This is a genomic window from Polaribacter sp. L3A8, assembly GCF_009796785.1.
GTDB lineage: Bacteria > Bacteroidota > Bacteroidia > Flavobacteriales > Flavobacteriaceae > Polaribacter.
Genome location: NZ_CP047026.1, coordinates 2,080,710 through 2,102,928, shown reverse-complemented (window position 1 = coordinate 2,102,928; position 22,219 = coordinate 2,080,710). Strand labels below are relative to the sequence as shown.

20 protein-coding genes and 2 riboswitches are annotated in these 22,219 nt (G+C 31.4%); of the genes, 18 read left to right on the top strand and 2 right to left on the bottom strand.

Annotation, left to right across the window (positions count from 1 at the left end; all coding sequences use genetic code 11):
• Positions 1-37 precede the first annotated feature (37 nt).
• Together GQR92_RS08715 and metK are read right to left on the bottom strand one after the other, a co-directional pair.
• Positions 38-943, bottom strand: a complete 906-nt coding sequence (locus GQR92_RS08715) for an IS982 family transposase (RefSeq protein ID WP_158837965.1) — start codon at positions 941-943, stop codon at positions 38-40.
• Between the two features lie 173 nt (positions 944-1,116).
• On the bottom strand, positions 1,117-2,373 hold the full coding sequence (gene metK / locus GQR92_RS08710) for a methionine adenosyltransferase (protein ID WP_158838807.1): 1,257 nt from the start codon (positions 2,371-2,373) through the stop codon (positions 1,117-1,119).
• A gap of 451 nt (positions 2,374-2,824) precedes the next feature.
• Positions 2,825-2,948: riboswitch (SAM riboswitch) on the top strand.
• 192 nt (positions 2,949-3,140) lie between these two features.
• Here metK and GQR92_RS08705 point away from each other — a divergent pair.
• The 18 genes from GQR92_RS08705 to GQR92_RS08620 all read left to right on the top strand — a co-directional run bounded on the left by GQR92_RS08705 (position 3,141) and on the right by GQR92_RS08620 (position 22,217).
• A complete protein-coding gene (locus tag GQR92_RS08705; RefSeq protein WP_158838805.1) occupies positions 3,141-4,415 on the top strand; it encodes an O-acetylhomoserine aminocarboxypropyltransferase/cysteine synthase family protein in 1,275 nt (424 codons plus the stop codon).
• Positions 4,416-4,517: 102 nt separating this feature from the next.
• Positions 4,518-7,919 carry a bifunctional aspartate kinase/homoserine dehydrogenase I gene (thrA, locus tag GQR92_RS08700; protein ID WP_158838803.1) on the top strand — a complete coding sequence of 1,134 codons (3,402 nt, stop codon included), beginning with the start codon at positions 4,518-4,520 and terminating at the stop codon, positions 7,917-7,919.
• A 76-nt stretch (positions 7,920-7,995) separates the two neighbouring features.
• Complete coding sequence (locus GQR92_RS08695) at positions 7,996-9,162, top strand: trans-sulfuration enzyme family protein (protein ID WP_158838801.1); 1,167 nt, start codon at positions 7,996-7,998, stop codon at positions 9,160-9,162.
• A gap of 128 nt (positions 9,163-9,290) precedes the next feature.
• On the top strand, positions 9,291-9,704 hold the full coding sequence (locus GQR92_RS08690) for an RrF2 family transcriptional regulator (RefSeq protein ID WP_158838799.1): 414 nt from the start codon (positions 9,291-9,293) through the stop codon (positions 9,702-9,704).
• 314 nt (positions 9,705-10,018) lie between these two features.
• Positions 10,019-10,282, top strand: coding sequence for a DUF2061 domain-containing protein (locus tag GQR92_RS08685; protein WP_158838797.1), 264 nt, complete (start codon positions 10,019-10,021; stop codon positions 10,280-10,282).
• The gene (locus tag GQR92_RS08680) at positions 10,282-10,896 is read left to right on the top strand and encodes a phosphoadenosine phosphosulfate reductase domain-containing protein (protein ID WP_158842063.1); all 615 of its coding nucleotides are present in this window, start codon (positions 10,282-10,284) and stop codon (positions 10,894-10,896) included. Before GQR92_RS08685 ends, GQR92_RS08680 begins: the two co-directional genes overlap by 1 nt.
• Before the next feature lie 13 nt (positions 10,897-10,909).
• The gene (cysD, locus tag GQR92_RS08675; protein WP_158838796.1) at positions 10,910-11,815 is read left to right on the top strand and encodes a sulfate adenylyltransferase subunit CysD; all 906 of its coding nucleotides are present in this window, start codon (positions 10,910-10,912) and stop codon (positions 11,813-11,815) included.
• 108 nt (positions 11,816-11,923) lie between these two features.
• Positions 11,924-13,171: a sulfate adenylyltransferase subunit 1 gene (locus GQR92_RS08670; RefSeq protein ID WP_158838794.1), complete on the top strand. Its 1,248-nt coding sequence runs from the start codon at positions 11,924-11,926 to the stop codon at positions 13,169-13,171.
• A 107-nt stretch (positions 13,172-13,278) separates the two neighbouring features.
• The gene (locus tag GQR92_RS08665; protein WP_158838792.1) at positions 13,279-15,369 is read left to right on the top strand and encodes a HEPN domain-containing protein; all 2,091 of its coding nucleotides are present in this window, start codon (positions 13,279-13,281) and stop codon (positions 15,367-15,369) included.
• Positions 15,370-15,388: 19 nt separating this feature from the next.
• A complete protein-coding gene (gene cobA, locus GQR92_RS08660) occupies positions 15,389-16,159 on the top strand; it encodes a uroporphyrinogen-III C-methyltransferase (RefSeq protein WP_158838790.1) in 771 nt (256 codons plus the stop codon).
• A 10-nt stretch (positions 16,160-16,169) separates the two neighbouring features.
• Positions 16,170-16,766 (top strand): HPP family protein, encoded by a 597-nt coding sequence (locus GQR92_RS08655; protein ID WP_158838788.1) that lies wholly within the window; start codon positions 16,170-16,172, stop codon positions 16,764-16,766.
• A gap of 11 nt (positions 16,767-16,777) precedes the next feature.
• A complete protein-coding gene (locus GQR92_RS08650) occupies positions 16,778-17,362 on the top strand; it encodes a precorrin-2 dehydrogenase/sirohydrochlorin ferrochelatase family protein (protein WP_158842061.1) in 585 nt (194 codons plus the stop codon).
• A gap of 1 nt (position 17,363) precedes the next feature.
• Positions 17,364-18,419, top strand: a complete 1,056-nt coding sequence (locus GQR92_RS08645; protein WP_158838786.1) for an NAD(P)/FAD-dependent oxidoreductase — start codon at positions 17,364-17,366, stop codon at positions 18,417-18,419.
• Between the two features lie 142 nt (positions 18,420-18,561).
• Positions 18,562-18,891 (top strand): 2Fe-2S iron-sulfur cluster-binding protein, encoded by a 330-nt coding sequence (locus GQR92_RS08640; protein ID WP_158838784.1) that lies wholly within the window; start codon positions 18,562-18,564, stop codon positions 18,889-18,891.
• Positions 18,892-18,900: 9 nt separating this feature from the next.
• Positions 18,901-19,659, top strand: a complete 759-nt coding sequence (gene epsC / locus GQR92_RS08635) for a serine O-acetyltransferase EpsC (protein WP_158838783.1) — start codon at positions 18,901-18,903, stop codon at positions 19,657-19,659.
• Between the two features lies 1 nt (position 19,660).
• On the top strand, positions 19,661-20,554 hold the full coding sequence (gene cysM / locus GQR92_RS08630; RefSeq protein ID WP_158838781.1) for a cysteine synthase CysM: 894 nt from the start codon (positions 19,661-19,663) through the stop codon (positions 20,552-20,554).
• 71 nt (positions 20,555-20,625) lie between these two features.
• A riboswitch (SAM riboswitch) is annotated at positions 20,626-20,742 on the top strand.
• A 47-nt stretch (positions 20,743-20,789) separates the two neighbouring features.
• The gene (locus GQR92_RS08625; protein ID WP_158838779.1) at positions 20,790-21,785 is read left to right on the top strand and encodes a homocysteine S-methyltransferase family protein; all 996 of its coding nucleotides are present in this window, start codon (positions 20,790-20,792) and stop codon (positions 21,783-21,785) included.
• A 78-nt stretch (positions 21,786-21,863) separates the two neighbouring features.
• On the top strand, positions 21,864-22,217 hold the full coding sequence (locus GQR92_RS08620; protein ID WP_158838777.1) for a four helix bundle protein: 354 nt from the start codon (positions 21,864-21,866) through the stop codon (positions 22,215-22,217).
• Positions 22,218-22,219 lie beyond the last annotated feature (2 nt).

Genomic DNA, 22,219 nt, shown 5'->3' with positions numbered 1-22,219 from the left:
AAGAAAATCAGAATACGTAATTTAACGTGAGTTCGAGCTAATCAATCGCAATATTCGGTAACATATTCGGGATTTTTATAGAAGGTTTTTTAGGTAAAAAAGAATATGCAATTAATCCAGAGATCATATTTGTTATGAAATTATCAAAAGATCTATGTCTAGAATGTTCAATTTGGCAAGTGTTTTTTAGTACATCATTTACTGTTTCGATGATTGCTCTTTTTCTTAGGATAACTTTATCCATATAGTCCATTGCTTTCTTTTTCATGTTTTTTCGAACTTTAGTTATTAAATGAATTCCGTCTACAAAAAGTCTTTCAAATAAATCTTTCCCAATATATCCTTTGTCTCCAAAAATTTTTCCAAATAATTTGTCGTGAAACTTCTTTTGTTTGAGAGGGAATCTGTCATCTACATTGGCTGGAGTGAACATAAAATCAATAATTTCTCCTTTGTCATTGCAGACAATATGTAGTTTAAATCCAAAATACCACCCCATAGTTCCATAGCTTTTTTTGGCAATATCTTTAAATACTTGATGTTGTTTTTCTCTTTTATAGTGACATACTTTTAAAGGAGTAGAATCAATAAAAGAGATACCTGTGCAATCGCCTAAACAATACATTTTCATAAAAACGGCTAAAGGTTGTGTAACCTTTTTTTGAAGTTCTACAAATCTATTATAAGAAACACAATCTGGAAACAGATCTTGTCTGTATTTACAAATATGGTTTAAGTAAAAGTGTTTAAGGTTTCGGTAAGACTTTAGGTGAAATATAACAAGTATGGTCATCACTTCACTATCAGACATTTTGAACTTTCTATTACGTTTTTTAGTTGTTGAACCATCAGAAATGCTGTTTTTATTAAGAATTAAGTTAAATTCTTTCATAAAATCATCTAAAGAACAGAAAATTTCTATAATTTTACTATCAGAAATCATAAGCAGGATATTTATTAATATATTAGAATTCAGTACTTTAATATACTAAATATTCTGCTTTTTTTATAGGTTTAATTAAAATTTCTTACATCGAACTCACGTTAATTTAGGAATACCAAAAAGCCTTTAGAAGATAAATTCTAAAGGCTTTTTTAATTTTAATATTGAAGTTTTTATAATTTAAAAGCTTCTTTTATAGTATCAACATAATCTAGTTTTTCCCAAGTGAAAGTTTCAACTTCTTCAGAAGTAGTTTCTCCCATTGGGTTTGTAAATGTTACTGTTTTTACTTCTGGAGTTCTACCCATGTGACCATAAGCAGCTGTTTCAGAATAAATAGGAGATCTTAATTTTAAACGTTTTTCAATAAAGTAAGGACGCATATCAAAAATAGATTCTACTATTTTACTAATTTCTCCGTCAGATAAATTTACAGTAGCTGTACCATACGTTTCAACATTAATACTTGTTGGTTTAGCAACACCAATTGCATAAGAAACTTGCACTAAAACTTCTTTACAAAGTCCGGCAGCAACCAAGTTTTTAGCAATGTGTCTTGTTGCATATGCTCCAGATCTATCTACTTTAGATGGATCTTTACCAGAAAATGCCCCACCACCATGTGCACCTTTTCCTCCGTAGGTATCAACTATAATTTTTCTTCCTGTTAAACCAGTATCTCCATGAGGTCCACCAATTACAAAAACACCTGTAGGGTTAATGTGGTAAGTAATATTGTCTGTAAATAATTTCTGAATATGAGCAGGTAATTTTGCTACAACTCTAGGAATTAAAATTTCAACAATATCTTTTTTGATTTTCGTTAACATTACATCATCAGATGTATCAAAATCATCATGTTGTGTAGAAATTACGATAGCATCAATTCTCTGTGGCACATTGTCATCAGAATACTCTATAGTAACCTGACTTTTAGCATCTGGTCTTAAATAAGGAATATCTTTGTTTTCTCTTCTTAATGCAGCTAATTCAATTAACAGTCTATGAGATAATTCTAACGCCAAAGGCATGTAGTTTTCTGTCTCATCGGTTGCGTAACCAAACATCATTCCTTGGTCTCCTGCACCTTGTTCTTCTGGGTTTGCTCTATCAACACCTTGGTTAATGTCTGGAGATTGCTCATGAATGGCAGATAAAACTCCACAAGAGTTTCCGTCAAACATATAAGCTCCTTTTGTGTAACCAATTTTGTTAATTACATCTCTAGCAATTTTTTGAACATCTAAATATGTTTTAGATTTTACTTCTCCCGCTAAAAATACTTGACCTGTTGTTACCATTGTTTCACAAGCAACTTTACTTGTTTTGTCGAATGCTAAAAAATTATCGATTAAAGCATCAGAAATTTGATCTGCAATCTTGTCTGGGTGTCCTTCAGAAACACTTTCTGAGGTAAATAAATATGACATAATAAATCTTCTTTTATAGTATTAAAAATGATTCCCGTATAGAAAACATAAAGTTTCCTTAAAATTTATCTATCCTGTGTAAACAGGAATAAAGAAAAATGAAAAGAGATTGCGTTGGTCGCTAAAAGTAGTAGATTATTACTGCTTTAGCATTTTTTGTTTCAGCTGATAAAATAAAATCAGCATCAGAGGTTGCAATCAGTTCAAATTTTTCCTCTAAAATTCTTTGCAAAGTTACAGCTTAAATTCTAATAACATAATTTTTCAGCATAATATTTTATTATGAGATTATCAATAAAACAAAATTCATTGTTTGTTATTTGTTTGATAATTATTAAACAAGGAGTTTTAATGTGATATTTATATTTCTAAAAAATAATTTGGTTTTTACTTGGATATTAAATTTTTCTAAGCATATATTTGCATTCTCAAAGTTCAATAACTTATTGAAATGTTATCAAGAAAGGTGGAGGGAAAGACCCGTTGAAACCTTAGCAACCCTTTTCGTGAGGAAAAGAAGGTGCTAAATTCTACTTAATTTCAGATTCATTTATCAGAAATTGGATAGATAACCGAAAAACAATTACACTTCCGTGTATTTGCATAATTCTTAATAACATTTTTCTAGTAAGTACATCAACAAAATTGATGCATTCAACTTTTGGTTTAATCTCAAACTGATTCAGAATAGTTTATATTTTTGTATCTTTTGAAAATGTCATTCCTGTAAAAACAGGAGCCAAATTAACTCAAAAAAAAACAGAAAAATGAGTACGTACAAATTAGCAACAAACGCATTACATGCAGGGCATGATGTAACACAAAATGGAGGAACAAGAGCCGTTCCTATCTATCAAACAACATCGTATGTTTTTAACAATTCTGAACATGCTGCAAATCTTTTTTCATTAAAAGAATTAGGATTTATTTACACCCGTTTAAACAACCCTACAAACCAAATTTTACAAGACCGTTTAGCGGCTGTAGAAGGCGGAATCGCAGCGGTAGTTTTTGCATCTGGTACAGGCGCAATTGCAACAGGGTTATTAACGCTTTTAAAAGCAGGAGATCATATTGTTGCATCTAGCAGTTTATATGGTGGAACCTATAATTTATTAAGTGTTACCTTACCAAGATTAGGTATTACAACTACGTTTGTAGATGCATCTAACCCAGCAGAATTTAAAAAAGCTGTTCAAGATAATACTAGAGCATTTTTTGTAGAGTCTTTAGGAAATCCTAAATTAGATGTTTTAGATTTAGAAGCAATTTCTGTAGAAGCTAAAGCAGCTGAGGTTCCTTTTATTGTAGATAATACTGTGGCAACACCAGCTTTATTAAACCCAATTAAACACGGAGCAAATCTTGTAATTCATTCTTTAACAAAATATATTGGCGGTCAAGGAACTTCTTTAGGAGGTGCAATTATTGATGCAGGAACTTTTAACTGGGCAAACGGTAAGTTTCCAGAATTTACAGAGCCTTCTGCAGGTTACCATGGTTTAAAATATCATGAAGCTTTAGGTGCAGCAGCGTTTACTTTTAAATTAATTTTAGAAGGTTTACGTGATTTTGGTGCAGCCTTAAGCCCTACAAACGCATTTAATATCATTCAAGGTTTAGAGACTTTACCTGTTAGAATTAAACAACATTCTGCAAATGCACTGGCATTAGCAACATGGTTAGAAGCGCAAGAAGAAGTAACTTGGGTAAATTACCCTGGTTTAGCAAGTAGTAAATACAAAACGTTAGCAGATAAATATTTGCCAAAAGGACAAAGTGGTTTGGTAACTTTTGGTGTAAAAGGAGGTTTTGAAGCTGCAAAAGTAATTGCAGATACTACAAAAGTGTTTTCTTTATTAGCTAATATTGGTGATACAAAATCATTAATTATTCATCCAGCAAGTACAACGCATCAGCAATTAGACGAAGCGGCACAAGCAAGTGCAGGTGTTAGTCAAGATTTAATTAGATTGTCTGTTGGTATAGAAGATTTAGAAGATTTAAAAGAAGATTTAAAAGCTGCTTTTTCAAAAATATAATAAAAATGTCTGTTCGAGCGCAATCGAAAGCTTTTTGTATGAGAGTAAATAAGTTCTCGACTGAGCTCGAACTGACAAATAAATTTAAAATTTAGCCAATAATTGAAACATCAACTAGAACATATCAAAATAAAAGATTTTACCACAGAAACTGGTGCCTTAATTTCTGAAATGAATTTGAGTTATCAGGTTTTTGGACAAGAGCTAGGCGATGCTCCTATTATTTTAATTAACCATGCATTAACGGGTAATAGTGATGTTGCTGGTGAAAATGGTTGGTGGATTGATATTGTTGGAAAAGAAAAGGCAATAAATACTGATGTTTATTCCATTTTATCTTTCAATATTCCAGGAAATGGATTTGATGGTTTTTTAATAGAAAATTATAAAGATTTTATAGCAAGAGATGTTGCTAGAATTTTTTTACAAGGATTATCAGTATTAAAAATTGATAAACTATTTGCTTTAATCGGTGGATCTTTAGGAGGAGGAATTGCTTGGGAAATGATGGTTTTAAACACCAAATTAACCAAACACTTTTTGCCAATTGCAACCGATTGGAAATCTACAGATTGGTTAATTGCAAATTGCCAGATTCAAGAACAGTTTTTAGTAAATTCTAGCAATCCTGTTCATGATGCTCGCATGCACGCAATGTTGTGTTATAGAACACCAGAATCTTTTAAAGAACGTTTTCATCGATCAAAAAAAGACGATTCAGATATTTTTGATGTAGAAAGTTGGTTGTTGCATCATGGTAAATCATTGCAAGAACGGTATCAATTATCTTCATACAAATTAATGAATCAATTATTAAAAACAATTGACGTTACTGTTGGTGGGAAAAAAGATATTGAAATTTTAGATCAAGTAAGTGCAAATATTCACATTATTGGGGTCGATTCAGATTTGTTTTTTACTGCGGAAGAAAACAGAGAAACGCATAAAAAATTAGCATTAACAAAAGATAATGTTACGTATAATGAAATAAATTCGGTGCATGGTCATGATGCTTTTTTAATGGAATATGACCAATTACAGAAAATTATTGAGCCTATTTTTAATAAAGATTATAGAGAAAAGAAGATGAAAGTTTTAAAATTTGGAGGAAAATCTTTAGCCAATGGCAAAGGATTGGAAAATGCAATTGAAATTATTGCAAGTAAATATAAAGCCGGAGTAAAAATTACAATTGTAGCTTCTGCAAGAGGGAACTCTACCAATGATTTAGAAGCTATTTTAGAGTTAGCAGCATCAAAAAAAGAATATAAAAGTAAGTTTGAGGAGTTTAAAGAATATCAACTAGCGCCAAATAGTGCTGTTGATTTTTCTGAAGAGTTTTCAAAATTAGGAATAATTTTTGAAGGTGTTTCTTTATTAGGAGATTATAGCCAGAAAATTAAAGATGAAGTTTTAGCACAAGGCGAATTATTATCGGTAAAATTAGTGGCTAGTTTGTTAGAAAAGGAACAGATTTTTGCTAATGCAGTAGATTCTAGATCTTTAATTATTACAGATGAAAACTTTGGAAATGCACAACCAATTACGGCGGTTTCTAAAGAAAATGTAATTAGTTATTTTAAGGATAACAATTCGGTAATTAATATAGTTACTGGTTTTATTGCAGCAAACAAAAAAGGAGAAACTACTACTTTGGGTAGAAACGGTAGTAATTATACGGCAGCTTTATTGGCTAATTATTTAGATGCTGATGAGCTACAGAATTATACACATGTTAGCGGTATTTTTACGGCAAACCCAGATTTAGTGGCAGATGCTAAAAAAATTGAACAATTATCATTCTCGGAAGCGAATGAATTGGCCAATTTTGGAGCGACTATTTTACATGCAAAAACCATTATTCCTTTATTAGAAAAGAACATCAATCTTAGAATTTTAAATACATTTAATAAAGAAGATAAAGGAACTTTAATTACCGCAGAATCATCAACAAAAGGAATAAAATCTATTTCTACTATTGAAAACGTTGCCTTATTAAATTTTGAAGGTAGAGGTTTGTTAGGTAAAGTTGGGGTTGATGCACGTATTTTTAAGACTTTAAGTGATCGTAATATTAGTATCAGTATTATTGCGCAAGGTTCTTCAGAAAGAGGAATTGGGTTAATTATTGATGCAGATAATGCGCAAGAAGCTGTTACGGCTTTAGAAAGAGAATTCGAAAATGATTTTTATTCGCAAGATGTAAATCATATTTCTATTGTAAATAATGTGGCTGTAATTTCTATTATTGGTCAAGATTTAAGTGAGTTTCATCATCCTTATAATGCCTTAATTAAAAACCAAATTGTACCTGTTTTATTCAATAATACGGTAACAGGTAAAAATGTGAGTTTGGTGGTTAGAAAAGATCAATTAAACAAGGCGGTAAATGTAATTCATGGTCAGGTTTTTGGAGTTACCAAAAAAATAAACATAGCCGTTTTTGGAAAAGGTTTGGTTGGAGGAACCCTGATTGATCAAATTATAGAAAACACACAATCTGTTTTAGAACGAAGAAAAATTCAACTGAATGTTTTTGCTGTAGCAAACTCTAAAAAAGTGTTGTTAAATAAAAATGGAGTTTCTAAAGATTGGAAACAAAATTTGTTAGAAAATGGTAAAGAAAATGTAAATGTTGATGATATTATTGCATTTGCAAATGCAAACCATTTTGAGAATTTAATTATGGTTGATAACACGGCAAATGTAAATTTTGTAAGTAATTACATTCCTTTTATAGAAGCTGGTTTCGATTTAGTGTCTTGTAATAAAATAGCAAATACGTTGTCTTTTGATTTTTACAAAGAAGTAAGAGCAAAGTTAAAAGAATACAAAAAGCAATACTTGTACGAAACAAATGTTGGTGCAGGTTTGCCTTTAATTGATACGATTAGATTGCTACATGAATCCGGAGAGAACATCACCAAGATTAGAGGCGTTTTTTCAGGAAGTTTAAGTTATTTGTTCAATAATTTTTCAGCTAAAAACGCTCCTTTTTCAGAGATATTAAAAGAAGCAATTGACAAAGGTTTTACAGAGCCAGATCCTAGAGAAGATTTAGGAGGAAATGATGTTGCTAGAAAATTACTAATTTTAGCAAGAGAATTAGAGTTAGAAAACGAATTTGATGAGGTTGAAATTAAAAATTTAATTCCAGAAAATTTAAGAGGTGGTTCTGTTGCCGATTTTTTAGGTAATTTAGAATTGTTAAATGATGAATATCAAACTTTAAAAGACAATCAAAAACCAAATCACGTTTTACGTTATATTGGTGAATTAAGTGGAGATTTATCACAAAATAAAGGGGAATTAGAAGTGAAATTAGTTTCTACAGATAAAAGTACACCTTTAGGTTCATTAAAAGGTTCTGATGCAATTTTTGAAATTTATACAGAATCTTACGGAGAACAACCAATTGTAATACAAGGAGCGGGAGCTGGAGCAAGTGTAACTGCAAGAGGTGTTTTTGGAGATATTTTAAGATTAGCAAAACATAATAACTAAAAGTGGTTTTTAGTTTATAGTTGTTGGTTATTAGTTAAAACCATCAACCAAAAACCATTAACCAAAAACCATAATAATGAAAAAACATTTCGAAACAGAAGCAATTAGAAATCAAACAGAAAGAAGTCAGTTTTCTGAACATTCTACACCCTTATATTTAACATCAAGTTTTGTTTTTGATGATGCAGAAGACATGCGTGCATCCTTCGCAGAAGAAAAAGAACGTAATTTATACAGTCGTTTTACAAACCCAAATACAACGGAATTTGTAGATAAAATTGTAGCGATGGAAGGAGCAGAAGCAGGTTATGCTTTTGCAACCGGAATGTCTGCAATTTTTTCATCATTTGCTGCTTTGTTAAACGCAGGCGATCATGTAGTTTCTTGTAGATCTGTTTTTGGATCTACACATAGTATGTTTACCAAGTTTTTACCAAAATGGAATATAGAAACCTCTTATTTTAAGGTTGATGAAGTTGACTTGGTAGAAAGTTTGATAAAAGAAAATACAAAGATTCTTTATATAGAAACACCAACAAACCCTGCTGTAGATATTTTAGATTTAGATTTAATTGGTAAAATTGCAAAAAAGCACAACCTTATTTTTATTGTTGATAATTGCTTTGCAACACCATACATTCAGCAGCCTATAAAATTCGGAGCAGATTTAGTAATACATTCTGCAACTAAATTAATTGACGGTCAAGGAAGAGTTTTAGGTGGTGTAACTGTTGGTAGAGCAGATTTAATGCGAGAAATTTATCTTTTTGCAAGAAATACTGGTCCTGCAATGTCTCCTTTTAACGCTTGGGTTTTATCAAAAAGTTTAGAAACCTTATCTATAAGAGTAGAAAAACATTGTGAAAATGCTTTAAAAGTGGCTGCTTTTTTAGAGGGTAATGAAAATGTGGAATTTGTAAAATATCCATTTTTAAAATCACATCCTCAATATGAAGTGGCTAAAAATCAAATGAAATTAGGAGGAAACATTGTTGCTTTTGAAATTAAAGAAGGAATTGATGCTGGAAGGGCATTTTTAGATAAAATAAAAATGTGTTCATTATCTGCCAATTTAGGTGATACTAGAACAATCGTTACACATCCTTCATCTACAACACACGGTAGATTGTCTTTAGAAGACAGGTTAGAGGTTGGTATTACAGATGGTTTGGTGCGTGTTTCTGTTGGTTTAGAACATGCAGATGATATTATCGCAGATATTAAACAAGCGTTAGCATTGTAATAAATAAAATTTATAAAAAGAACACGAATTACAGAGGTTTCTATTCCTGTAATTCGTGTTTTTTTACTCTAAAAGTGTATCCTACTATTTTACTATAGTAATCATTTTTATTTACGTATTTTTGTAGAATGCTATCAAAAAAGACAAAATACGGAATTAAAGCACTTACCTATTTGGCAAGACAGGAAAATAAAGCTCCTGTTGCTATTGCTACCATATCTCAAAGTGAAAATATTTCTTTAAAATTTTTAGAAAGTATTTTGTTAACGCTTCGTAAAAACGGATTGTTAGCTTCTAAAAAAGGAAAAGGTGGTGGTTACTATCTTTTAAAAGAGCCCAATGAAATTCAAATGACAACAGTTATGAGAATTTTAGACGGTCCTATTTCTATGATTCCTTGTGTGAGTCTTAATTTTTATGAAAAATGTGCCGATTGCCCTGATGAAAACGCCTGTGCAGTGCATAAGTTAATGGCTCAGGTTAGAGATAGTTCTTTGCAGATCTTTAAAAATACTACTTTGGCAGATTTATGTAGCTGCTAAAAAACAACCTTTCAATTCCTTTTATTATTGTCTTTACCAAGAATAAACAACCAATTAATGGCCCTTTTTATTGGTAGGTTCCTTTGTGTTTTATACTTATTATTACGTTTTTACAAGGGCTTTATAATATTTCTATTACTATATCCTTGTAGTAGTTAAAAATTCATAATTTTCATGCCTATTTTTTATTAATCTACTAAATCTATAGGGTTTAAGTAATTTTTAAGAATTAATCTCGACTTTTTATATAGAATTGATGTATGTTTGCATACCCTACTAAAGCAGTAGGATAATTATTTGAATTAATTTTTTTTATGATTTTAGACCAAATCATTTTTAGCAAAAAAGCACAGAGTAAAGGTTTTGAGAAAGATAAAACTTCCGAAAAACCTTTACGAAGTGTGCTAAAGGCATTAAGTTGGAGAGTTGTTGGAACGTTAGATACTTTAATAGTGTCTTATGTGTTAACAGGAGAAATTGCTCTGGCAACTTCAATAGCATCAGTAGATTTTGTAACAAAACTAATTTTATATTTCTTTCACGAAAGGATATGGAACAAAATAAAATGGGGAAAATAATGAACCTAGATTTAGATAAAATAAATAAAGACCTTAAAGGTAAAAGTCCAGCAGAAATTATTTCTTGGGCTATTTCTTTTGCTAAAAATCCTGTAATAACAACAAACTTTAGACCTTATGAAGTTGCTATTTTAAAAGCTGTTACAGATGTACAAAAAGACATTAAGGTAATTTGGTGCGACACCGGTTACAATACTGTGCAAACGTATAAGCATGCAGAAGATATTATAGAAAAACTGAATTTAAACATTCATTTATACACGCCAAAACAAACAGCTTCTCATAGAAACGTTGTTTTAGGAGTTCCTTCGGTAGAAGACCCAAAACATGTGCTGTTTACAGAGCAGGTTAAATTAGAACCATTTTCTAGAGCAATGAAAGAGCATCAACCAGATGTGTGGTTTACAAATTTAAGAAAAGGTCAAACTGCATTTAGAAACAGTATAGATATTGTTTCTCAAAGTAAAGATGGAGTAGTAAAAGTAAGTCCATTTTATAATTTTACAGATGAAGAATTAGACGCTTATTTAGTAGAGAGAAATTTACCAAATGAGTTTACATATTTCGATCCAACAAAAGTAGAAAGTAACCGAGAATGTGGTTTACATATCTAAAAGACATATAATTATGAGTCAAGAAACAATACAAGTAGATGCTTTAGAAAGTGAAGCAATTTTTATTTTTAGAGAAGTAGTAGCACAGTTTGAAAAACCTGTTCTATTATTTTCTGGAGGAAAAGACAGTATAACTTTAGTACGTTTAGCACAAAAAGCATTTTATCCTGCAAAAATTCCTTTCCCTTTAATGCATATTGATACAGGTCATAACTTTCCTGAAACAATTGAATTTAGAGATCGTTTAGCAAAAGAATTAGGTGTTGAGTTAATTGTAAGAAATGTACAAGACAATATAGATTCTGGTAGAGTAAAAGAAGAAACGGGTAGATATGCAAGTAGAAATATGTTGCAAACAGAAACGTTGTTAGACGCTATAGAAGAGTTTGGTTTTGATGCATGTATTGGAGGAGCAAGAAGAGATGAAGAAAAAGCAAGAGCAAAAGAAAGAATCTTTTCTGTAAGAGATGATTTTGGTCAGTGGGATGAAAAAAACCAACGTCCAGAGGTTTTCGATATGTTAAATGGTCGCATAGATTTAGGTCAGAATGTACGTGTTTTTCCAATTTCTAATTGGACCGAATTAGACGTTTGGTCTTATATAGAACAAGAAAATATCGAAATTCCATCAATCTATTTTGCACACAAAAGAAAAATCTTTGTAAGAGACGGAATGATCTGGTCTGCAGATGATGAAGTTGTTTTTAGAGATAAAGAAGAAGTAGTAGAAGAAAGAATGGTTCGTTTTAGAACCGTTGGAGATATGAGTTGTACAGCAGCAGTTTTATCCGACGCAGTCGATATTGCAAAAGTTGTAGAAGAAATTAGAGATTCTTCAATTTCAGAAAGAGGCGCAAGAATAGATGATAAACGTTCTGAAGCAGCAATGGAAAAAAGAAAACAACAAGGGTATTTCTAAAATTTGTGAAACAAATTTTATGCTATAAGCAATAAGCTTAAAGCAAAAAACAAATTAGATAACACAAGTTGCCTAAAGCCTAAAGCTTAAAGCATAAAGCATTAAAAAATGAAAGTACTAAAAATAGCAACAGCAGGAAGTGTAGATGATGGTAAGAGTACCTTAATTGGTCGTATTTTATACGATACAAAATCATTGACTGACGATAAATTAGAAGCAATAGAAGAAAAAAGTAGACAACGTGGTTTTGACTATTTAGATTTTTCTTTAGCAACAGATGGTTTGGTTGCAGAACGTGAACAAGGAATTACAATTGATGTTGCACATATCTATTTTTCTACACCATCAAAAAGTTTCATAATTGCAGATACTCCAGGTCATATAGAGTATACAAGAAACATGGTTACGGGTGCTTCTACAGCACAAGCTTCTATTGTTTTAATTGATGCAAGAAACGGAGTTATAGAACAAACTTACAGACACTTTTTTATCAATAATTTATTGAGAATTAAAGACGTTGTAATTGCAATAAATAAAATGGATTTAGTTGATTTTTCTGAAGAGAAATACAATACCATTAAAAGCGAAATAGAATATTTAGCAAGTAAAAGTGAGTATAAAGGTCAGAATTTAACGTTTATTCCAATGTCTGCTTTACAAGGAGATAATGTGGTACATAAATCAGAAAATACGCCTTGGTATAAAGGTGAAACTTTAATGCATCATTTAGAAAAATTAGATACAGAAGATATTGCAGATGATTCTCAAGTTCGTTTTCCTGTGCAAACAGTTATCAGACCTAAAACGGAAGAATATCACGATTTTAGAGGGTATGCTGGTAAAATTTACGGAGGAGATTTATCTGTTGGAGATGAAATTGCGGTTTTACCTTCTCAAACAAAATCTAAGATTAAGAGTATTAATTTCTTCGATAAAGAATTTAATACTGCAAAAAGAGGAAGTTCTGTTACCATTACTTTAGAAGATAATGTAAATGTAAGTAGAGGAGATATGTTGGTAAAAGTAAATGAAGAGCCAACAATTGCAAAACAATTAGATGCAACTATTTGTTGGATGGATAAAGAGCCTTTACAAGCGTCTCAAAAATATTATATAAAGCATGGTGTAAATGATGCGCAAGCAAAAATCACCCAGTTGTCTAGTATTATAAAAACTGATTTTTCTGGTATTGAAGAAAATCCATCAGAATTGGTGTTAAATCAAATTGGAGATATTCAATTAAAATTGAGTAAACCATTGTTGTTTGATTCTTATAAAAATAATAAATCCAATGGATCTTTTATTTTAATCGACCCCAAAACAAACAATACAGTAGGAGTAGGTTTTATCAAGTAAAAAAGATTTAAGAATAAAGTAGATAGTACAAAGTAAAATATATTGTAGAAAAGTTGAAGTATTAAATTCCTTAATACTTTTTATTAACTACTTAATACTAAATAAGTATGCAAAGTTTTAGAACAGAAATAGAAAATCAAGTTGTAGAGAAAGATATTATTGAATTAGCAGATAAAATTGCGAAATTTAATAATCTAGAAATAGATGAAGAAAAATTTAGAAGTTTACGTTTAGCAAGAGGTGTTTACGGTCAGCGTCAAGAAGGCGTGCAAATGATTCGTATTAAATTGCCTTATGGTAAAGTAATGAGTAATCAACTACGAAGAATTTCTGAAGTTTCTGATGAGTACTCTAGAGGAAGATTGCATATAACAACACGTCAAGATATTCAGATTCACTATGTAGATTTACAAAGAACGCCAGAATTATGGGCAGAATTAGAAAAAGATGAGGTTACGTTGCGTGAGGCTTGTGGTAATGTTGTTAGAAATGTAACAGCATCAGAAACTGCAGGTATAGATGTAAACGAACCTTTTGATGTTTCTCCGTATGCAGATGCTTTGTATAAATTCTTTTTACGTAACCCTATTTGTCAAGAAATGGGACGTAAATTTAAAGTTTCTTTTTCTTCTACAGATGAAGATACAGGTTTATCTTATTTACATGATTTAGGTTTTATAGCTAAAAAAGAAAACGGTGTAAGAGGTTTTAAAGTGATGGTTGCTGGAGGATTAGGTTCTCAGCCAAGACACGCAGAAACTTTGTATGAGTTTTTAGCTGCCGATAAAATTATTCCAGTAATGGAAGGTGTTTTAAGAGTTTTTGATCGTTATGGTGAGCGTAAAAGTAGGGCTAAAGCTAGAATGAAATTCTTATTAAAAGACATCGGTTTAGAAGCTTTTAAAGAATTAGTTGAACAAGAACAAAAAGCAATTGAGTTAAAAACAGTTGCAATTGATGCTGATAGTTATGTGGCTTCAACACCGGTTTCTGTGGAAGCTCCAAAAGTTGAGGTTAAAAATCAAGAAGCATTTGATTTATGGAAATCAACCAACATTATTCCGCAGAAGCAAGCAGGATATGTTGCAATTGGAATTAAAGTTTTATTAGGAGATTTTTATACAGATAAAGCACGTTTATTAGCAGATTTAGTTGATACATATGCCGCTGGAGAAATTCGTTTAACCTTGCGTCAGAATATTGTAATTCCTTTTGTAAAAGAAGATTTAGTTCCTTTATTTTATCAAGAATTAGAAAAATTAGGTTTTGTAGAAGCAGGTTATAATAAAGCGATAGATATTACTGCATGTCCAGGAACCGATACTTGTAATTTAGGTATTGCAAGTAGTACTGGTATTGCAGCAGAATTAGAAAAAGTAATTGCAGCAGAATATCCTCAGTACTTAAAAAACGAAGATCTTGTAATTAAGATTAGTGGTTGTATGAATGCTTGTGGACAACACAATATGGCAAACATCGGTTTTCAGGGAATGACAGTTAGAACACCAGATAAATTAGTAGCGCCAGCGTTACAAGTTTTATTAGGTGGAGGAAACTTAGGAAACGGAAATGCATTGTTTGCAGATAAAGTAGTAAAAGTACCAAGTAAAAGAGGGCCAGAGGCATTGCGTAGAATTTTTAATGATTTTGAAGCGAATGCTAATGGAAAATCATTTGTAGAGTATTATAAAGTAACAGGAGAACGTTATTTTTATGATTTATTAAATGATTTACAAGACGTTACTAATTTAACTCAAGAAGATTTTATCGATTGGGGAGAAGCAGATAAATATGTAAAAGAAATAGGTATTGGAGAGTGTGCAGGTGTTGTTATCGATTTAATTGCTACTTTATTTTTAGAAAGTGATGAGAAAATAGACAATGCTAAAGAAGCTTTTGAAAACAAAGTATATTCTGGGGCTATTTATTATGCGTATCAGTCTATTGTAAATTCTGCTAAAGCATCATTATTAGCGGCAGATAAGAAAACAAATACACACGCAGGTATTATATCTCAATTTGATGAGGAGTTTATTTCATCAGAAAAAATAGATTTAGGGTCTTCTTTTGCTGAATTGATATATCAAATTAATAAATTTGCTCCAACAGAAGAATTTGCAAAGAAGTATATAAATGATGCAAATACTTTTTTACAAAAAGTAAGAGCTTTTAGAAAAGCTGAAACAGCAATTGCATAATAAGCAATAAAGGAATAAGATGAGTTTTAAAACACCAAAGTTAACCGTTGTAGGCGCAGGCCCTGGAGATATAGATTTAATTACAGTAAAAGCCATAAAGGTTTTAAAAACTGCTGATATAGTTTTATACGATGCTTTGGTAAATGAAGAACTATTAGCATATATAAACCCAGAAGCAGAACAAATTTTTGTAGGTAAGCGAAGAGGTTGCTATAAATATCAGCAAGAACAAATTAATGAATTGATTGTTGAAAAAGCAAAAGCAAGCGGACACGTGGTTCGTTTAAAAGGTGGCGATCCGTTTATTTTTGGACGAGGTGCAGAAGAAATGGAATATGCAGCTAGTTTTGGGTTAGAAACAGCGGTTGTTCCAGGAATTTCATCATCAATTGCAGTTGCGGCTTATCAAAATATACCTCTTACAAAACGTGGTAGTGCAGAAAGTTTTTGGGTAATTACAGGAACCACAAAAGATCATAAAATATCTAATGATATTGAGTTGGCTGCAAAGTCTAACGCAACTATAGTTGTTTTAATGGGGATGAGTAAATTGCCTCAAATTGTAAAATTATTTCAGGCAGAAGGTAAAAATAATTTACCAGTTGCAATTATTCAAAGAGGAACTACTTCTAGAGAAAAAATAGGAATAGGGACGGTTGATACTATAGAGAAAATTGTTGCTGATAATGAATTAAAAAACCCTGCAATTATTGTGTTGGGAGAAGTGGTAAAGCACAGAGACCTGTTAAATAAAGTCCGTGAAAAAGAAGTTTTAAAAGGGGCTATATAATTTGTAGGTAATGATAAAGGAAAAAGTTAAAAGATCTATTAGGATAACAAAATATGTTGTCTATAAAGAAACTTCACTTAATTATAGAGAAGGTTTTTGGTCGTTTATAGGGGCTTTTTTTGGTATAGGACTAATTGCATTTATACAATCATTTTATTTATCAGATATAGAAAATGTTTTTTTAATTGGTTCTTTTGGAGCTTCCTGTGTTTTAATATATGGAGCAGAACAAAGTCCTTTGGCTCAACCTAGAAATTTAATAGGAGGTCATGTATTATCAGCAATTGTAGGGGTAACAGTCTATAATTTAGTGCCAAACATAATTTGGATTGCAGCACCATTAGCTGTTTCATTTTCAATTATTTTAATGCAATGCACAAAAACGTTGCATCCACCTGGTGGGGCTACAGCGTTAATAGTAATAATTGGTACGGAAAAAATTAAATCATTAAGTTATATGTATGTACTTTCACCAGTACTAACAGGAACTCTTATTTTATTTTTAGTTGCTCTTGTAGTAAATAATATGAATAAGAATAGAGTGTACCCTTCTAACGGAAAGTACATTAACAGTGTAAAAAAAAGAGTATTAAAAATTGGAAGTTAGATTAAATGATTATAGAAAGAAATAATTTATATCCTATTTTTTTAAAAACAAAAAACCTTCAAGTTTTAATTATTGGAGGAGGTTTTGTGGCAGAAGAAAAATTAAATTTCTTGTTAAAATCGAGTCCAGATGCAAATGTAACGATGGTTTCGCCTATGTTTAGAGAAGGAACCAAAATATTAGCAGCAAAAGGAAACGTAAAATTTATCAACGAAAAATATCATAAACGTTACTTAAAAGGTAAACATATTGTTGTAGCAACAACAGAGTTTCCTAAAGTAAATGAAAAGGTTTATAAACATTGTAGAGAGCGAAGTATTTTGGTAAATGTTGCAGATAACCCACCATATTGCGATTTTTATATGGGTGGAATTGTAACCAAAGGAAATGTAAAAGTAGCCATTTCTACCAACGGAAAATCGCCAACAACAGCCAAAAGGTTGCGTCAGTTTTTTGAGGATGTACTTCCTGAAAATGTAGACGATTTGGTAAAGAATTTAAACGAATTTAGAAAAACAATAAAAGGAGATTTCGAACAAAAAGTGGAAACACTAAACGAATTTACCAAAGGATTAATAGAGAAAAAAGAATCTTAAGATGATTACAACAGATATACTAATTATTGGAGCAGGACCAACAGGCCTATTTACCGTTTTTGAAGCAGGTTTATTAAAACTAAAATGTCATTTAATTGATGCATTACCACAACCAGGTGGGCAATGTTCTGAAATTTATCCAAAGAAACCAATTTATGATATTCCTGCATATCCAGAAATTTTAGCAGGAGATTTAACACATAAGTTAATAGAACAAACAAAGCAATTTGAGCCTGGTTTTACTTTAGGAGAAAGAGCAGAAACTATTGACAAACAAGAAGACGGAACTTTTATTGTTACCACCAATAAAGGAACAAAACACCATGCTAAAATTGTTGCAATTGCGGGTGGTTTAGGTTCTTTTGAGCCAAGAAAACCATTAATACCTAATATTGCAGATTTTGAAGATAAAGGTGTAGAATATATTATTAAAGAACCAGAATTATACAGAGATAAAAAAGTGGTGATTTCTGGAGGTGGAGATTCTGCTTTAGATTGGGCTGTTTTCTTAACTGATGTAGCATCAGAAGTAACTTTAATTCACCGAAGAAACGAATTTAGAGGAGCTTTAGATTCTGTTGAAAAAGTACAAGAATTAAAGAATTTAGGAAAAATTAGAATGATAACTCCTGCAGAAGTAAAAGGAATTATTGGTACTGATAAAGTAACAGGTGTTGCTGTAGAGAAAAAAGGAGAAGATGCTTTTATTATAGATACAGATCATTTTATTCCTTTATTTGGATTGTCTCCTAAATTAGGTCCTATTGCAAATTGGGGATTAGAAATTGAGAAGAATGCAATTAAAGTAAACAATGCATTAGATTATCAAACAAATATTCCAGGAATTTACGCTATTGGAGATGTAAACACCTATCCAGGAAAATTAAAGTTGATTTTATGTGGTTTCCATGAAGCAACATTAATGTGTCAAAGTGCTTACAAACGTATTTTTCCAAATAAAAAGTATGTAATGAAATATACAACAGTTGGTGGTGTAGATGGTTTTGATGGAACAAGAAAAGAAGCGCCAAAAGCAGTTGTAAAAGCTATAGAGTAATAAAACTTTTACATACTGCAAGGTTTTAAAAGTCTTGCAGTATGTAAAAAAGTTTTTCAGAATTTAAATCCTTTTTAGTTATCACTAATTTTTGTTTGGTTTACGTAACTTTGCAGAAAGAATATTTAAAATAAAAGAGTAGATGCAAGACATCAATATAAAAATAACTGATAGAAATGGTGTAACGCATGATGTGGTTGCGCCTACGGATATGGCAATGAATCTTATGGAAGTTGTTCGTTCTTACGAATTAGCAGAAGAAGGAACTATTGGTATTTGTGGCGGAATGGCGATGTGTGCTTCTTGTCAATGTTATGTGAATTCGGATAATAAATTACCAGAAATGACAGATGATGAAGACGCTATGTTAGCAGAAGCATTTAATGTAGAAGACAATAGTAGATTAGGTTGTCAGATACAAATGACTCCAGAGATGGAAGGATTGGAAGTAACTTTAGCGCCAGAAATTTAAGGGCTAAGAATGAAGCAAACAAAAGAAAAAATTGTGTTTAAAGATTACAGCATGTGTTTAAGAGATGCTGTAGAAACGTTTACCAAAGATATTATCAATAATTTATTTGATGCAAATCATTTGGCGGAAAAAGGTACACAAACAAAAAACAGATTCCTAAAAATCTTAGAGCGATTATCCATTGAAAATGGAGAAGATATTTGGGTTGCTTTCGAAGATTCTTTTATTGAAATTAGACAACGATTAGATTTGGATGCTATTGCTGCAGAAAAAAATGATCCTGCCGCAAAAAGTTTAGAAGAAGTTTATTTAGCGTATCCAGGTTTTTATGCCATTGCAGTGCATCGTTTAAGTCACCAATTATTAAAACAAGAAGTACCGGTATTACCAAGAATGATGAGTGAGTTTGCTCATAGTACAACTGGTACAGATATTCATCCAGGAGCAGAAATAGGAGATTCATTCTTTATAGACCACGCAACGGGTATTGTTATTGGAGAAACAACTCAGATTAAAGATAATGTTCAAATTTTTCAAGGAGTAACTTTAGGTGGAATCCAGGTGAAGAAAAGTTTAGCATCAACAAAAAGACACCCAACCATAGAAAGTGGTGTTGTTATTTATGCAAATGCAACTATTTTGGGAGGAGATGTTGTTATTGGAAGAAACTCTGTTATAGGCGCAAATGTTTGCATTACAGAATCGGTTGTAGAAAATTCAGTAGTTACAGTAGAATCGGAAAATAATATTTTTCAAAAAAGAAATTAAGATGAAGACTAAAAGTATCATAGATTTTGTTGGAAATACACCACTTGTAGAAGCTAGAAATATCTTTAAAAAAGAAGGTGTTACTTTATTATTAAAACTAGAAGGGAATAACCCAGGTGGAAGTGTTAAGGATAGAGCTGCTTATTATATGATTTCTGAAGCAATAAAAAGAAAAAATATAAAGAAAGGAGATACTTTAGTAGAAGCAACTAGTGGAAACACAGGTATTGCATTGGCTTTAATGGCAAAGGTTTTAGGGGTAAATATGGTTATTACCATGCCAGAAAACTCAACCAAAGAAAGAGTACAAACCATGCGAGCATACGGGGCAAAAGTAATTTTAACTCCAGCAGATAAAGGTATTGAAGGCGCAATTGATTATGCTTTAAAGTTAAAGTATAAGAAAGGATATTTTCGTTTAAATCAGTTTGATAATTTTGATAATCCAAAGGCACATTACAATACAACAGGGCCAGAAATTTGGAGAGATACAGAAGGAGAAGTAACTCATTTTGTGTCTGCTATGGGAACTACTGGGACCATTACAGGTGTTTCTGATTATTTAAAAGAACAAAACAAAAATATTACTATTATTGGTGTGCAGCCAAAAGATGGTGCAAAAATACCAGGAATTAGAAAATGGCCACAAGAATATTTACCAGCCATTTTTAAACCTAAAAAAATAGATCAAGTATTAGAGGTTAGTGAAGAAGAAGCTATAGAAGCAACACATCGTTTAGCAGAAGAAGAAGGCATTTTTGCAGGAATGAGTAGTGGAGGTGCGGTTGCAACGGCTTTAAAAGTAGCAAATTCAATAGATAAAGGTGTTGTTGTTGCAATTATTTGCGATAGAGGAGATCGATATTTATCATCAAATTTATTCGAAAAGGAGTAGATTTTACAAATAGATTCTGCAAATAAAAAAATATTCCTTTTATTTGCAGTTCAGTTCATAAACTTATTGATACGTTATCACGAAAGGCAGAGGGATTAGACCCGCTGAAGCCTTGGCAACCTCTCATATCTTGAGAAAGGTGCTACATTCTACTTTTAGTTTTTAAAAAATTAAAAGACAGATAACAGCGAAAAAATTACCTTTCCTGATGACATATTGATAAAAATATCATAAAATGTCAAATATATACAAAGCTTTACAAGAACGAATTTTAGTTTTAGATGGTGCCATGGGTACTATGCTACAAGCATATAAATTTACAGAAGAAGATTTTAGAGGAGAACGCTTTAAAGACTATCCAACACCTTTACAAGGAAATAACGACTTGTTATCAATTACTCAGCCAGAAGCCATAAAAACCATTCACGGTAAGTATTTTGATGCTGGTGCAGATATTATAGAAACCAATACTTTTTCTGGTACTACCATAGCTATGGCAGATTATCAGATGGAAGATTTGGTGTATGAATTAAATTATCAATCTGCAAAAATAGCCAAAGAAGTTGCAGATGCCTTTACAGCCAAAGAGCCACATAAACCACGTTTTGTAGCGGGTTCTATAGGTCCAACAAATAGAACGGCAAGTATGTCTCCAGATGTAAATGATCCTGGTTATAGAGCAGTTACTTTTGATGAATTAAGAATAGCTTATAAGCAACAAACAGAAGCTTTATTAGATGGTGGCGCAGATTTGTTATTGATAGAAACGGTGTTTGATACTTTAAACGCAAAAGCAGCTTTATTTGCCGTAGAGCAAGTAAAAGAAGAAAGAAATATCGATATTCCAATAATGTTGAGTGGTACAATTACAGATGCTTCAGGTAGAACATTATCTGGCCAAACGGCAGAAGCATTTTTAATATCTGTTTCTCATATACCATTATTATCTGTAGGATTTAATTGTGCTTTAGGAGCCAATTTATTGCAACCTCATTTACAAGCAATCGCAAATAAAACAGATTTTGCAATTTCTGCGCATCCAAATGCTGGTTTACCAAATGCTTTTGGAGAATATGATGAAACTCCTGAAGAAATGGGAGAACAAATAGAAGAATATTTAAAGAAAGATTTAATTAATATTATTGGAGGTTGTTGCGGAACATCACCAGAGCATATTAGCGTTATTGCAAATATTGCAGCAAAATATAAACCTAGAGTAGTTAATGGTTAATGGTTAATGGTTTTTGGTTGATTGTTTACATCTAAAGAGAAATTCTAATAACCATAAATTAAAACAAATAACTAAATTATGAATTATACAGAATTAGAGGTTTGGAAATATTCAAGAGGATTGGTTAAGATTGTATATCTATTAACTAAATCTTTTCCTAAAGAGGAAATTTATGGGTTAACTAATCAAATAAGAAGATGCGTTGTTTCTGTACCTTCAAATATTGCAGAAGGAATTGGGAGGCAATCAAATAAAGAAACAATACATTTTTTATATATAGCCAAAGGTTCTTTGCAAGAAGTTGAAACACAATTGTATTTGTCTTTTGATTTAGAATATATTTCAGAAGAAGAACTAAAAAGTACCTTAGAAAAACTAATTTCAAGTAAAAAACTCTTAAATGGTTTTATTAATTATTATAAAAAAATGTAAGT